The organism is Bradyrhizobium diazoefficiens USDA 110, assembly GCF_000011365.1.
Taxonomy (GTDB): Bacteria; Pseudomonadota; Alphaproteobacteria; order Rhizobiales; family Xanthobacteraceae; genus Bradyrhizobium; species Bradyrhizobium diazoefficiens.
In genome coordinates this window covers 4381490-4395944 of the sequence record NC_004463.1, presented here as the reverse complement: position 1 = coordinate 4395944, position 14455 = coordinate 4381490, and the positions used below count along the sequence as shown (strand labels likewise).

Genomic DNA, 14455 nt, shown 5'->3' with positions numbered 1-14455 from the left:
TCCGGGGCGCGCCTTCTTGGGCGCGAACCCGGAATCCATTAGACGACGGATTCTGAGGCACGATGGATTCCGGGTTCGCGCTACGGGCGCCCCGGAATGACAACTCAGAGCTTGATGCCGGCCCTGGCCGCGGCCTGCGCAACATACTTCTGCGTCTGCTCGAAGGCGCCCTGCAAAGCCTTCGCCTTCGACATGTCGCTGATCTCGGCGAAATGCGCGGCGACCGCGTCCGGCGTCCATTCGGACTCCGGCAGGTTGATGCCTTCGCTCTCGACAATCTTGATCACGGCGAAGGAGCCGGCACCGGCGCCCATGATGGTGCGGGTGGGCGCATCCTCACTGAGCATGTACTCGACAGCGGGCGTGATCGCGTTCGGCTTCATCAGTTGCAGCGCCTGCGGCGGCAGCAGCTCTTCGGTCATGCGGGTCGCCGCGGTCGGCGAGATGATGTTGACGCGGATGTTGGTCTTGCGGCCCTCTTCCGCCAGCACGTTCATCAGGCCGACCATGCCGGACTTCGCCGCGCCGTAATTGGCCTGGCCGAAATTACCGTAAAGGCCGGAGGACGACGTGGTCAGCACGATGCGGCCGTAGTTGCGGTCGCGCATGCCGGCCCAGGCCGCCTTGCAGCAGTAGAAGGTGCCGACGAGGTGCACGTCGAGCACCTTCTGGAAATCGGCCGCCTCCATCTTGCCGAACGACTTGTCGCGCAGGATGCCGGCATTGGCGCACAAGAGGTCGACGCTGCCCCATTCCTTCGTGGCACGCTCGACCATCGCGGTGACCTGCTCGAAGTTCGAGACGTCGGCACCGTCGGCCATCGCGGTGCCGCCGGCTTTGCGGATCTCCTCGACCACGGCTTCCGCCGGCGACAGCGAGCCACCAGTGCCGTCGCGCGCGCCGCCGAAATCGTTGACCACGACCTTCGCGCCGCGGCTGGCCAGTCCCAGCGCATGCGCCCGTCCGAGGCCATTGCCCGCGCCGGTGACGATGGCGACGCGTCCGTCAAACCTGATTGCCATTGTGCTTCCTTTCTTCCTTCTCCCCTCGTGGGAGAAGGTGGCGCGAAGCCACCCTCTCCCACAGGGGGAGTGGGTAAGAGCGCTCCGCGAGAGATCGGACAGCTTTTGAGCAGCGTTGAAGGACCGGGTCAAGCCCGGCCAGACCTACGCGAAATAGATCAGGCCCAGCCACTCGGCGACCAGCGCCGGCTTGTCCTCGCCCTCGATCTCGACAGTGACATTGGTGCGGGACTGCAGCTCGTTCGGCTTGCGCAGCTTGGCTTCCGCCAGCACGAAACGGCCACGGACGCGCTTTCCCGAGCGCACCGGCGAGATGAAGCGCAGCTTGTCGAAGCCGTAATTGACGCCCATCGTGGTGCCGGCGATGACCGGCATCACCTCATAGGACATGATCGACAGCAGCGACATGGTCAGGAAGCCGTGCGCGATGGTGGTGCCGAACGCGGTCTCCTTCTTTGCCCGTTCAGGGTCGACGTGGATGAACTGGTGATCCTCGATCACGTCGGCATAGGTGTCGATGCGGGGCTGGTCGATCAGGTGCCATGACGACACGCCGATCTCCTTGCCGACCATGGCCTGATAGGCGTCCAGCGTAATCGGCGGCTTCTTCCAGACTTCGTTCATTGATAGCTCCAGATGGCGTCATTCTGGGGCGATGCGCAGCATCGAGCCCGGAATCCACTGTGCCACAGAGTTTGTCGCCGAATGGATTCCGGGTTCGCGCTCCGCGCGCCCCGGAATGACGAAGGTACCCACTTAACTCTCGCTCCGGGTTTTCGGCAGCTCCGGAAAATCCTCCTCGCGGAATTCCCGGCCACGCAGCGGATCGCCCCGATCATCGTCGCGCTCGAGACGTCGTAGCTGCACGCGGCGGATTTTGCCAGAGATCGTCTTCGGCAGCTCGGTGACGATTTCAAGGCGGCGGATGCGCTTGAACGGCGCAAGGCGGGTGTGCAGGTGCTTGAAGATCGAAAGCGCCGTCTCCGGTGTTCGCTCCGACCCCGAAGTCAGCAGCACGAACGCTTTGGGGATTGCCAGCCGGATCGGATCCGGGCTCGGCACCACGGCAGCCTCGGCGACGAGTTCATGCTCGAGCAACACGCTTTCCAGCTCGAACGGACTGATGCGGTAATCGGACGATTTGAACACGTCGTCGGAGCGGCCGACGAAGGTGAGATAACCATCTTCGTCTTCGAACACGACGTCGCCGCTGCGATAGAGTGCGCCCTCGGCACCCGAGAGCTTGCCGTCGTCGCCCTGATAGCCCTGCATCAGGCCGGCGGGACGGTTCGCCCCGAGCACCAGCGTCACCTCGCCTTCCTTCGCCGGGTTGCCGTCGGCATCGCTGACCTGCACGCGATAGCCCGGCAGCGGGCGGCCCATCGAGCCGACCTTGATGTTTTGCCCCGGCGAGTTGCCGGCAAGCGCGGTGGTCTCGGTCTGGCCGTAGCCGTCGCGGATGGTAAGGCCCCAGGCCGCCTGCACCTGGTCGATCACCTCGGGATTGAGCGGCTCGCCGGCGCCGCAGACCTCGCGCAACGCGACCTTGAACGAGGCAAGGTTCTCCTGGATGAACAGCCGCCACACGGTCGGCGGCGCGCATAGCGTGGTGACACCGCAGCGGCCGATGGTGGCGAGCAGCGCCTTCGCATCGAAGCGCGGCTGGTTCACCACGAACACGGTGGCGCCCGCGTTCCACGGCGCGAAGAAGCAGCTCCAGGCGTGCTTGGCCCAGCCGGGCGAAGAGATGTTGAGATGGACGTCGCCGGGCTTCAGCCCGATCCAGTACATGGTGGAGAGATGGCCGACGGGATAGCTGCGCTGGCTATGCAGCACCAGCTTCGGCTTTGCCGTGGTGCCCGAGGTGAAATAGAGCAGCATCGGGTCGTCGGCGTGGGTGGGGCCGTCGGGCACGAAGCTATCCGGAGCCTCTGCCGCCTCATCGTAAGCGAGCCAGCCATCGGAGGCCGCGCCGACCACGATGCGGACGACATTCTCTGCACCGAGGCTCGCGAACTTCGCGACCTGATCCTGCGCGGCCACCACGGCCTTCGCCTTGCCGCGATCGAGCCGGTCGCGCAGCTCGTCGGCGGTGAGCAGCGTGGTGGCGGGGATGACGACGACACCGAGCTTTATCGCAGCGAGCATGGTCTCCCACAGCGGAACCACATTGCCGAGCAGCAGCAGGAGATGGTCGCCACGCCTCAGGCCCTGCGCTCGGAGGAAGTTGGCGACCTGGTTGGAACGGCGCGACAGCGCCGCGAAGGACAATTTCGTCTGCCGGTCCTGTGCGGCATCGACGATCCAGAGCGCGGGGCGATCCTTGCTCTCCGCATTCGCCGCCAGCTCGGCGTCGAACCAGTCGAGCGCCCAGTTGAAGGGGGTCGGATCGGGCCAGCGGAAGCCTTTGACCGCCGCCTCGTAATCCGTGCGGTGTTGTAGAAGAAACGCGCGCGCTTCCTGAAATGTCGTCATGGTCCGGGCCCGTCCAATTGACCTGCGAGCGTAGCCCGGATGGAGCGGAGCGCAATCCGGGGCCGGCTACGCAATTGGCAGAAGCTGTCCCGGATTTCGATTCGCTCCATCCGGGCTACGGGCAAAGCCTCGCTATTTTCCAGCGAGGCCGCGAACGTGCTTGATAATTCCGGAAAAATCCACCCCGCCCTGCCCCGCCTTGTCGAAGGCCTGGTAAATCTCCTGCGCATGCTGGCCGAGCGGCGTCGCCGCGCCGGCGGCCTTGGCGGCATCCTGCGCCAGGGTCAGGTCCTTCACCATCAGTGCCGAGGCGAAACCCGGCTTGTAGTCGTTGTTCGCCGGAGAGCTCGGCACCGGGCCCGGAACCGGGCAATAGGTCGTCAGCGACCAGCACTGGCCCGACGAGGTCGAGGCGACGTCGAACAGCGCCTGATGCGAGAGGCCGAGCTTCTCACCCAGCGCGAAGGCCTCGCTCACAGCGATCATGGAAATGCCGAGGATCATGTTGTTGCAGATCTTGGCCGCCTGGCCGGCGCCGGCGCCGCCGCAATGCACGATCTTCTTGCCCATGTTTTCGAGCACGGGCTTTGCCGCGGCGAACGCCTTGTCCTCGCCGCCGCACATGAAGGTGAGCGTCGCCCCCTTGGCGCCGCCGGTACCGCCGGACACCGGCGCATCCACCGAGAGCACGCCGTTCTTGGCGGCAAGCGCGTGTGCCTGCCGCGCGCTCTCGACGTCGATGGTGGAGGAGTCAATGATCAGCGCGCCCTTGGTCATGACAGGGACGACCTCGTTCCAGACGCCGAGCACATGCTTGCCGGCCGGCAGCATGGTGACGACGACATCGGCGCCCTTCACTGCGCCCGATGCGCTGTCGGCAATGCCGGCGCCATCGGCCTTGGCCTGCGCGCGCGAGGCCTCGACGAGGTCGAACGCGACGACCTTGTGGCCGGCCTTGACCAGATTGGCCGCCATCGGGCCGCCCATGTTGCCGAGACCGATGAATGCGATCGTGGCCATTGTCGTTTCCTCCGCTTGAGACTGTTGTTAGTTGAACTTGAGTTCGTCGGCGCCAATCTCGGCGAGATACGGCGCAAGCAATTCCGGCGTCACATCCTCGATCCGCGGCGGCGACCAGATCGGATTGCGGTCCTTGTCGATCACGGCGGCGCGTACGCCCTCGCGGAAATCGTCGCTGCGGAAGACCTCCAGCGCGGCGCGATATTCGCGCACCAGACATTCTTCCAGGCTCGACGCGGCGCGTGCCAGCCGCAGCAGCTTCAGCGTCACCACCATGCCGCGCGGCGATTTTTCGCCGAGCGTCTTCAGTGTCGCCAGAGCAAATTCGGAACCGTCGCGCTTGAGCGCGGCGACGATGTCCTCCATCCGGTCGAAGCCGAACAGCGCATCGATCATCGGCTCCTTTGCCGCGACCGGCCCGGCGGTCTCGCCGGTCGCAAAGCCGTTGATGAGCTTGCCGACCTCGGCCGCGGTTGCACCGGAGCGCAGCTTCGTCAGCGCATCCCGCAGCTCCGGCCATTTCGCCGCCGGCACCACCCAATCGGCGAACTTCGCGTGGATCGCGTCCGGCCCGTTCATGGTCTGGCCGGTCAGGCCGAAATAGGTGCCGATCTCGCCCGGCGAGCGCGACAACAGATAAGTGCCGCCGACGTCCGGGAAGAAGCCGAGCCCGACCTCGGGCATCGCGAGTTTGGTGCGATCGGTGACGACGCGGTGGCTCGCATGCGCGGAGAGCCCGACGCCGCCGCCCATCACAATGCCGTCCATGAAGGCGACATAGGGCTTTGGAAACCTCTTGATCCGGGCGTTGAGGATATATTCCTCGCGCCACAGGATCTTGCCGAGGTCGCCATGAACCTTCGAGCTTTCCCAGAGCGTGCGGATGTCGCCGCCGGCACACAGGCCGCGCTCGCCGGCGCCCTCCAGCACGATCACGGCGACGGCCGCATCGGTCTCGAAGCGGTCGAGCGCGGTCTCGATGTCGCGAAACATCTCGAGCGTCACGGCATTGATGGCCTTGGGACGGTTGAGCCTGATGACGCCGGCCGATCCCTCGACGCGGGCGACCAGATCGCCCTCTTCCGCTGCCGTCATCGCGCGCCCTCGATCAGTTTGCGCGCCACGATGAGTCGCATGATTTCATTGGTGCCTTCGAGGATCTGGTGCACGCGCAGATCGCGCACGATCTTCTCGATGCCGTATTCGCTGAGGTAGCCATAGCCGCCGTGAAGCTGGAGCGCCTGGTTGGCGACCTCGAAGCCGACATCGGTGCCGAAGCGCTTGGCCATCGCGCAGAGCATGGTGGCGTCAGGATCCTTGCGGTCGAGCGCCGCTGCGGCCCGCCACAGGAACGTGCGCGCGGCCTCGAGTTCGATCGCCATGTCGGCAAGGCGGAATTGCAGCGCCTGGAATTCGTCGAGGCGTTTTCCAAACGCCTTGCGCTCCTTCATGTAGTTGCGCGCCTTGTCGAGCGCGGTCTGCGCGCCACCGAGCGAGCATGCCGTGATGTTGAGACGGCCGCCATCGAGGCCGGCCATCGCGATCTTGAAGCCGACGCCCTCCTCGCTCAGCCGGTTGGCGACCGGCACGCGGGCGTTCTCGAACATGACGGCGCGGGTCGGCTGCGCATTCCAGCCCATCTTGCGCTCGTTGGCACCGAAGGAGACTCCCGGTGTGTTGCCGTCAATGACGAGCGTCGAGATGCCGCCGGGGCCGTCGCCGCCGGTCCTGACCATCGCGACCAAAAGGTCGGTGCCGCCGGCGCCCGAGATGAACTGCTTCTGGCCGTTGAGCACATAATGGTCGCCATCGCGCACCGCGCGGGTGCGCAGCGCCGCCGCATCGGAGCCGGCGCCCGGCTCGGTCAGGCAGTAGCTCGCGATCAGCTCCATGGTGCAGAGCTTCGGCAGCCATTTGTGGCGCTGGGTGTCGCTGCCGTAGGCATCGATCATCCAGGACGCCATGTTGTGGATGGAGATGAAGGCCGACGTGGTCGGACAGCCCGTCGCCAGCGCCTCAAAGATCAGCGCCGCGTCGAACCTGGTCATAGCGGAGCCACCGACATCCTCGCGGATGTAGATACCGCCCATGCCGAGCGTCGCCGCCTCGCGCATCACATCGACGGGGAAATGCTTCTCCTCGTCCCAGCGCAGCGCGTGCGGCGCGATCTTTTCCGCCGCAAACGCCAACGCCATGTCGCGAACCGCGATCTGATCCTCGTTCAGAGCGAACTGCATGGGTGCCTCGCTCTTGAGAGGATCACTTCATCAGCGGGATCGAGAACTCCGCGCCTTCCTTGACGCCGGACGGCCAGCGCGAGGTCACCGTCTTGGTCTTGGTGTAGAAGCGGACCGAGTCCGGGCCGTGCTGGTTGAGATCGCCGAAGCCGGACTTCTTCCAGCCGCCGAAGGTGTAATAGGCAATCGGCACCGGGATCGGCACGTTGATGCCGACCATGCCGACATTGACCTTGGCCGCGAAGTCGCGCGCCGCGTCGCCGTCGCGGGTGAAGATCGCAACGCCGTTGCCGTAGTCATGTTCGGACGGCAGCGCCAGTGCTTCCTTGTAGTCGTGCGCGCGCACCACCGAGAGCACCGGGCCGAAGATCTCTTCCTTGTAGATCCGCATGTCCTTGGTGACGTTGTCGAACAGCGAACCGCCGAGATAGAAGCCCTTCTCGTAGCCCTGCATCTTGAAGCCGCGGCCGTCGACGGCGAGCGTCGCGCCTTCCTTGATGCCGATGTCGATGTAGCCCTTGACCTTCTCGACCGCCTCGCGCGTCACCAGCGGACCGTAATCGGCCGACGGATCGATCGAGGTGCCGATCTTCAAGGACTCGACGCGCGGGATCAGCTTTTCCATCAGGCGGTCGGCGGTGGGCTTGCCGACGGGCACCGCGACGGAGACGGCCATGCAGCGCTCGCCGGCCGAGCCGTAACCGGCGCCGATCAGCGCATCGACCGCTTGGTCCATGTCGGCGTCGGGCATGATGATGGCGTGGTTCTTGGCGCCGCCGAAGCACTGGCAGCGCTTGCCGGTCTGCGCGGCGCGCTCATAGATGTACTGCGCGATCGGCGTGGAGCCGACGAATCCGACGGCCTTGATGTCGGGGTCGTCGAGGATGGCGTCGACCGCTTCCTTGTCGCCGTTGACGACATTGAGGATGCCGGCCGGCAGGCCCGCTTCCATCATCAGTTCGGCGAGCAGCATCGGCACGCCGGGATCGCGCTCGGAGGGCTTGAGGATGAAGGCGTTGCCGCAGGCGATCGCGGGCGCGAACTTCCACATCGGGATCATCGCCGGGAAATTGAACGGCGTGATGCCGGCGACGACGCCGAGCGCCTGGCGCATCGAATAGATGTCGATGCCGGGGCCGGCGCCTTCGGTGTACTCACCCTTCATCAGATGCGGGATGCCGCAGGCGAATTCCGCGACCTCGAGGCCGCGCTGGATGTCGCCCTTGGCGTCCGGCACGGTCTTGCCGTGCTCACGCGCCAGCAGCTCGGCGAGCTTGTCGTAGTCGCGCTGGACCAGCTCGACGAATTTCATCATGACGCGGGCGCGGCGCTGCGGGTTGGTCGCGGCCCATTCCGGCTGCGCGGCGCGGGCGTTCTCCACGGCAGCGCGGACCTCGGCCTTGGACGCCAGCGCCACCTTGGCCTGCACGTCACCGGTCATCGGCTCGAAAACGTCGGCGGTGCGGCCCGAGGTACCCTTGACCTCCTTGCCGCCGATGAAATGTCCGATTGAACGCATGGAAATATCTCCTTCAGGCCAGCCTGTTCGCTTTGACAATTCCTATCGACCTGCATTTTATAGGATTCAAGTCTGATATATTGCACCATAGATGTGCGAAAATGCTGGATCAAGGCGCTATCGACTGGGACGACTTTCGCTTCGTGCTGGCCATCGTGCGGGGCGGCTCGGTTTCGGCTGCGGCAAAACAGCTCGGCGTCGACCATGCGACCGTGATCCGTCGCGTCGACAGGCTGGAAAAGCACCTCTCGGCCAAGCTGTTTGACCGGCGCAAGACCGGCTATCTCCTCACCGAGGCCGGCCAGCGCGTCGCCGACAGCGCCGAAGCGATGGAATCGACCATCGTCGCCAACCAGGAGCAGGTCGGCGGCTCCGTGGCGCGGCTGACCGGAACGGTGCGGATCGGTGCGCCCGATGGCTTCGGTACCGCCTTCCTGGCGCCGCGGCTGGCGCCCTTCGCGGACCGGTATCCCGATCTCGATCTGCAACTTGTGGCTACTGCGCGGCTGTTCAGTCTCTCCAAGCGCGAGGCCGACATCGCGATCAGCCTGACCATGCCGAAGGAGGGCCGCATCGTCGGCCGCAAGCTGCTCGACTACCGCCTCGGGCTCTATGCCGCCCCCGCCTATCTCGACCGCTTCCCGACGATCGTGTCGCGCGAGGTGCTGCCGCAGCACCGCTTCGTCGGCTACATCGAGGAGCTCCTGTTCACGCCGGAGCTCGACTATCTGCCGCAGGTGTCGCCGCGGATTTCCGCCCGCTTCCGCAGCGCCAATCTGATCGCACAGCTCAACGCCACGCTCTCGGGCTTCGGCATCGCGGTGCTGCCGCATTTCATGGCGAGCGACTATCCGCAGCTCGTCGCGGTGCTGCCGGAGGAGATCTCGATCACGCGGACGTTCTGGATGCTGATGCACGCCGACAGCAAGGACCTCGCCCGGATCAGGGCCGTGGCGGACTACATCGGTGAGATCGTGGAGCGCGAGCGGGCGTTGTTTGCGGGGCGGTAAGCACCGATCCCGTAGGGTGGGCAAAGCGAAGCGCGCCCACCATGCCAACTACGATCACGGAGAGACGGTGGGCACGGCGCAAGAGCGCCTTTGCCCACCCTACGGCATCTCGGCCTAACTCTGCTTCGCCTTCTTCACCGCCGCCACCTTCGGCTCACGCTTCGCACCATCCAGCGCGCTGTCCCTGCCCGCCTTCAGCACCTCGTCCGACAGTTCGCTGGAGCCGGCGATGCGCGCCAGCAGCATGGTGCCGGCCATCGTCGCCAGCGTCGCGATCGCCTGCTTGCGCGCGGCCTTGCGCGGCAGGCTCGGGATGTAGTCGGTCATCATCTCGATCATCTCGTCGAGCTTGCCGGCGAAGGCTTTTCGCGTCTTCGGGCTCTCGCGGGCAATCTCGGCGCCCAGCGCGGGAATCGAGCAGCCATGGCCGGGATTGTCGCGATGCAGCGCGGAGAGATAGGTCTCCGCGATCAGCGCCAGCCGTTTCTCGGGAGAAACCTCGCCACTGATCTTGCGCCAGTGCTCCATCGAGCGGTCCATGGCGTAGGCAAAGGCCTCGATCACCAGCGCCTCGCGGGAATCGAAATGCGCGTAGAAGCCGCCATGGGTCAGGCCCGCCTCCTTCATGAGGTCGGCGACGCCGATGCCGTGCGCACCCTTTTCGCGCAGCCGCACGGAGGCCTTCTTCACGATGCGGTCGTGGGTTTCCTGCTTGTGTTCCCGGGAATAGCGCATGCGGGTCTCATTGGATGTCGGAGATCATTTCATAACACAAGAATGGACCGGACGGTGAATTAATTCATGTTAAGATATTGCCAATCATGGAAAAGGTTGCAGTTGCATGGACTGCGAGCGCCCCCTTGCCGTCGCGGACGAACCCCTCGGTGTAGCTGGTCTGCCGTCCCAGCTTGATGATCTTGCCTTCGGCCGTGATCAGCCCGGACCGGACCGACAGCGGACGCAGGAACGTCATTTTCAGATCGAGGGTCACGGACGACTGCCCGGCCTCCAGCCGGGTCGAAATGGCGCATCCCATGGCGGTGTCGATCAGCGCCGCGGCCGTCGCGCCATGCAGGAGGCCGATGGTATTTTCGAGATCCTCGCGCGGCTCCAATTGCATCACGATCCGGCCCGGCTCGACCACCGCCATGGTGAAGCCGATCAGCTTTGCGAAGGGCGGCGGCGGCAGCCGGCCGTCGCGAATGCCCAGCATGGCGTCCATGCCCGACAGGCCCATCGCCGCTTTCGCGACCGGCGCAGGGACCTGCCAGTCCACCACACGCTCGCGCCGCTGCGTGGGCGAAAACAGGTCGAGTTGATCGATGTCGGTCATGGCAGCCTCTTTGTATGACATACATCATACTATGCCACGAACTTCGCGCTGGCAACTCCGTCTCCCCGGCCCGCTTGACAAGCAACGCGTTTCGGCCCGGAAGTGACCCCGACCGGTGCGCCCGCGCACGTCCAACAAACGTCGAGATCCCACGATGGAAATGCTCAACAACCACTGCGGCGTGACGCGCGATGCGCGCGGCGTCGTTCACGTCGCGATCTGCAACGCCGGCTCGCTCAACATCCTCGGCTCGCCCGTCACCGACGCGGTGCGCGAAGGCCTGCAACAGCTCGCCTCCGATCGCAGCATCCGCGTCGTGGTGCTGCGCGGCCAGAGCGAGAAGAGCATGATCGGCGGCGCCGACATCAAGGAGATGGCCAAGCTCGAGCAGGCATCGGCCGAAGCCTTCATCAGCCGCCTGCGCGATCTCTGCGAGGCCGTGCGCCAGTTCCCCGCCCCCGTGATCGCGCGCATGCCCGGCTGGTGCCTCGGCGGCGGGCTCGAGGTGGCGGCCGCGTGCGACTTCCGCATCGCCGCGCATGATGCGCATTTCGGCATGCCGGAGGTCCGCGTCGGCATTCCCTCTGTGATCCACGCCGCGCTGTTGCCGCGCCTGATCGGCTGGGCCCGCGCGCGCTGGCTGGTGATGACGGCAGAGAACATCGACGCGCCGACGGCGCTCGCTTGGGGCCTGGTCGACAAGGTCGCACCCGAGGGCGGGCTGGATGCAGCCGTCGAGCACACGGTGAAGGCGCTGCTCGAATGCGGCCCCGAGGCGTTGCGGTCGCAAAAGGCGCTGCTACGGCAATGGGAGGAACTGCCGCTGACGGAGTCGGTGAACCTCAGCGTCAAGGTGTTCGGCGAGTCGTTCCTGACCGACGAGCCGACGCGCCTGATGCAGGCGTTCGTGAACAGGAAGCGGTAAGCGCTGGACGGGGTGCTTCGTTCCGCATGACGCTGTCATCGCCCGCGCGGCGGGAGATCCAGTATTCCAGAGGCTGCGGTGATTGAGCCGAGAAGCCGCGGCGTTCTGGATGCCCTCGCCTTCGCGGGGCAGACATCGTCATTGGGGGAGCGCTTTCGTTCCTAGAGTCACAGCCCCTCCTCCGATCGCAGGAGGAAATCTCATGCGAACCACAAGATTTTCTCATCCCAGCCGCGGTTGCATTTTTTGCGCCGCATCATATGATGAGCATAATCTTACTCAACCGTCATCGCAGGGAGTCCCGTCATGGCCGAAGCCGCCGATCCCGTCGTCATCGTCTCCGCCGCCCGTACCCCGCTCGGCCGCTTCATGGGCGAATTGTCGCCGCTGGCCGCGCATAAGCTTGGATCGCATGTGATCGGCGCTGCGCTGGAGCGCGCCAAGCTCGCGCCTGAGAAGGTCGATGAGGTCTTCATGGGCTGCGTGCTGCCCGCAGGACAAGGCCAGGCCCCGGCACGCCAGGCTGCCCGTGCGGCCGGCCTGCCCGATGCGACCGGCGCCACCACGGTCAATAAGGTCTGCGGCTCCGGCATGAAGGCGACCATGCTGGCGCACGACATCATCCGCGCCGGCTCCGCCGAGATCGTCGTCTCCGGCGGCATGGAGAGCATGAGCAACGCGCCCTATCTTCTCGCCAAGGCACGCGGAGGCTATCGCGTCGGCCATGACCGCATCATCGACCACATGATGATGGACGGGCTGGAGGACGCCTACGAGACCGGCCGATCCATGGGCGATTTCGGCGAGGCCACGGCAGAGGCCTACCAGTTCACCCGCAAGGACCAGGACGCCTATGCGATGGAGACGCTCAGCCGCGCCCGCAGGGCGGTCGAGGGCGGCGCGTTCAAGGCCGAGATCGCGCCGATCACGCTGACCGAGAAGGCTGGCCCACGCGTCATCGCCAATGACGAGCATCCGCTGAAGGTCGATCCGGCCAAGATTCCCGGACTGAAGCCGGCGTTCCGCGCCAATGGCACGATCACGCCGGCCGCCTCCTCCGCCAATGCCGACGGTGCCGCCGCGCTGGTGCTGACGAAGCGGTCGCTGGCCGATCGGGGCGGCCTTCCGGCGCTTGCCGTGATCAAGGGCCACGCCACCCACAGCCAGGAGCCGCAATGGTTCACCACGGCGCCGATCCCTGCGATCCGCAAGCTGCTCGACAAGATCGGCTGGAGCGCCGGTGACGTCGACCTGTTCGAGATCAACGAGGCTTTCGCCGTGGTGGCGATGGCGGCGCAGCGCGATCTCGGCATTCCCCGCGACAAGCTGAACATCAACGGCGGCGCCTGCGCGCTCGGCCATCCGATTGGCGCCACCGGCGCGCGGCTGATCGTGACGCTGCTGCATTCGCTCGAGGCGCAGAACCTCAAGCGCGGCGTCGCCGCGCTCTGCATCGGTGGCGGCGAAGCCACGGCCATCGCGGTGGAGCGGCTGACGCACTAGTCGTGATGTCCGAAATTGAGGGAAGTCTGACATTTTAGACTTCCGACGAATATGCCAGATTATAACGATGACGCGAGTCCCGGGAGGGACCGCCAACCATGATTGAGGCCCAATGATCTCGAACTGGCTCGCGGCAAGGCTCAGCCGCCGCAATATCCACTACGGCTGGGTGATGGTCGGCGTGACCTTCCTGGCCGCGCTGATCAGCGCCGGCACGGTCGGTGCGCCCGGCGTGTTCATCGTTCCCCTGCAGAAGGAGTTCGGCTGGAGCACGGCGGAGATCTCTTCCGCGCTGTCGATCCGCTTCATCCTGTTCGGGCTGATGGCGCCGTTCGCCGCCGCCCTGCTCAACCGCTACGGCCTGCGCAACGTCACGCTCACGGCGCAGCTGATCGTGGTCTCGGCGCTGGTCGCATCGCTTGGCATGACCGAGGTCTGGCAGCTCATAGCCCTGTGGGGCGTCGTGATCGGTATCGGCACCGGGATGACCGCGCTGGTGCTCGGCGCGACCATCGCCACGCGCTGGTTCGCGGCGCGGCGCGGCCTCGTCGTCGGCATCATGACCGCGAGCGTCGCCACCGGTCAGCTCGTGTTCCTGCCGCTGCTCGCAAGCCTCACCGAACGCTTCGGCTGGCGGCTGGCGCTCGGCTTCGTCTGCATCATGCTCGGCGTTTCCGCACTCGCGGTCCTGCTCGCGATGCGCGACCGTCCGAGCGATCTGGGCCTGCGCCCGTTCGGTGACGAGGGCAGCGAGCCCCTGCCCGCGCCGCCCGTCAACCACGGCTCGATCACGGCGGTGGCGCTCGGCACGCTGCGCGACGCCTCGAAGTCGAGCGCGTTCTGGATCCTGTTTGCGACCTTCTTCGTCTGCGGCGCCTCGACCAACGGCCTCGTCCAGGTCCACCTGATCCCGATGTGCCTCGATTTCGGCATCCCGCAGGTGCAGGCCGCAAGCCTGCTGGCTGCGATGGGTATCTTCGACTTCTTCGGCACCATCTTCTCGGGCTGGCTGTCGGACCGTTACGACAATCGCTGGCTCCTGTTCTGGTACTACGGCCTGCGCGGTCTCTCGCTGATCTTCCTGCCCTTCAGCGATTTCTCGTTCTACGGCCTGTCGATCTTCGCGATGTTCTACGGCCTCGACTGGATCGCCACCGTGCCGCCGACGGTGCGCCTCACCGCGCAGAAGTTCGGCCCAGAGCGCGCCAATCTGGTGTTCGGCTGGATCTTCGCCGGGCATCAGCTCGGCGCCGGCACCGCGGCCTTCGGAGCGGGCCTGTCGCGGACGCTGCTGCAGAGCTACCTGCCCGCCTTCTTCATCGCCGGCGCGCTCTGCGTGTTCGCCTCATTGATCGTGCTGGCACTGTCGCGGCAGCCGAAGCCAAAGGCGCAACCCGCAATGGCGTAAGCC

12 protein-coding genes and 1 pseudogene are annotated in these 14455 nt (G+C 65.7%); 4 read left to right on the top strand and 9 right to left on the bottom strand.

Annotated elements, in window-relative coordinates; genetic code table 11:
- Positions 1-104: 104 nt before the first annotated feature.
- The 7 genes and pseudogenes from BJA_RS19635 to BJA_RS19605 all read right to left on the bottom strand — a co-directional run bounded on the left by BJA_RS19635 (position 105) and on the right by BJA_RS19605 (position 8273).
- Positions 105-1022 carry an SDR family NAD(P)-dependent oxidoreductase gene (locus BJA_RS19635; RefSeq protein WP_011086737.1) on the bottom strand — a complete coding sequence of 306 codons (918 nt, stop codon included), beginning with the start codon at positions 1020-1022 and terminating at the stop codon, positions 105-107.
- A 144-nt stretch (positions 1023-1166) separates the two neighbouring features.
- The gene (locus BJA_RS19630; RefSeq protein ID WP_011086736.1) at positions 1167-1646 is read right to left on the bottom strand and encodes a MaoC family dehydratase; all 480 of its coding nucleotides are present in this window, start codon (positions 1644-1646) and stop codon (positions 1167-1169) included.
- Between the two features lie 132 nt (positions 1647-1778).
- Positions 1779-3497 carry an AMP-binding protein gene (locus tag BJA_RS19625; RefSeq protein WP_011086735.1) on the bottom strand — a complete coding sequence of 573 codons (1719 nt, stop codon included), beginning with the start codon at positions 3495-3497 and terminating at the stop codon, positions 1779-1781.
- Between the two features lie 132 nt (positions 3498-3629).
- Positions 3630-4523: pseudogene (mmsB, locus tag BJA_RS19620) on the bottom strand (3-hydroxyisobutyrate dehydrogenase); the annotation flags it as partial.
- A gap of 21 nt (positions 4524-4544) precedes the next feature.
- Positions 4545-5612 (bottom strand): enoyl-CoA hydratase/isomerase family protein, encoded by a 1068-nt coding sequence (locus BJA_RS19615; protein ID WP_011086733.1) that lies wholly within the window; start codon positions 5610-5612, stop codon positions 4545-4547.
- A complete protein-coding gene (locus BJA_RS19610) occupies positions 5609-6754 on the bottom strand; it encodes an isobutyryl-CoA dehydrogenase (RefSeq protein WP_011086732.1) in 1146 nt (381 codons plus the stop codon). Before BJA_RS19610 ends, BJA_RS19615 begins: the two co-directional genes overlap by 4 nt.
- Positions 6755-6776: 22 nt before the next feature.
- A complete protein-coding gene (locus BJA_RS19605) occupies positions 6777-8273 on the bottom strand; it encodes a CoA-acylating methylmalonate-semialdehyde dehydrogenase (protein ID WP_011086731.1) in 1497 nt (498 codons plus the stop codon).
- A 101-nt stretch (positions 8274-8374) separates the two neighbouring features.
- On the opposite strand from BJA_RS19605, the gene BJA_RS19600 reads away from it, so the two are divergent.
- Complete coding sequence (locus BJA_RS19600) at positions 8375-9283, top strand: LysR family transcriptional regulator (protein ID WP_011086730.1); 909 nt, start codon at positions 8375-8377, stop codon at positions 9281-9283.
- Positions 9284-9397: 114 nt separating this feature from the next.
- Here the strand turns inward: BJA_RS19600 and BJA_RS19595 are convergent, their stop codons facing one another.
- Positions 9398-10018: a TetR/AcrR family transcriptional regulator gene (locus BJA_RS19595; protein ID WP_011086729.1), complete on the bottom strand. Its 621-nt coding sequence runs from the start codon at positions 10016-10018 to the stop codon at positions 9398-9400.
- A gap of 64 nt (positions 10019-10082) precedes the next feature.
- Entirely contained in the window at positions 10083-10616 is a 534-nt protein-coding gene (locus BJA_RS19590; protein ID WP_028170984.1) for a PaaI family thioesterase, read from the bottom strand.
- A 154-nt stretch (positions 10617-10770) separates the two neighbouring features.
- Here BJA_RS19590 and BJA_RS19585 point away from each other — a divergent pair, with 154 nt between their 5' ends.
- The 3 genes from BJA_RS19585 to BJA_RS19575 all read left to right on the top strand — a co-directional run bounded on the left by BJA_RS19585 (position 10771) and on the right by BJA_RS19575 (position 14452).
- The gene (locus tag BJA_RS19585) at positions 10771-11541 is read left to right on the top strand and encodes an enoyl-CoA hydratase (RefSeq protein WP_038966886.1); all 771 of its coding nucleotides are present in this window, start codon (positions 10771-10773) and stop codon (positions 11539-11541) included.
- Between the two features lie 306 nt (positions 11542-11847).
- Positions 11848-13044, top strand: a complete 1197-nt coding sequence (locus BJA_RS19580; protein WP_011086726.1) for an acetyl-CoA C-acyltransferase — start codon at positions 11848-11850, stop codon at positions 13042-13044.
- 112 nt (positions 13045-13156) lie between these two features.
- Entirely contained in the window at positions 13157-14452 is a 1296-nt protein-coding gene (locus BJA_RS19575) for an MFS transporter (RefSeq protein WP_011086725.1), read from the top strand.
- Positions 14453-14455 lie beyond the last annotated feature (3 nt).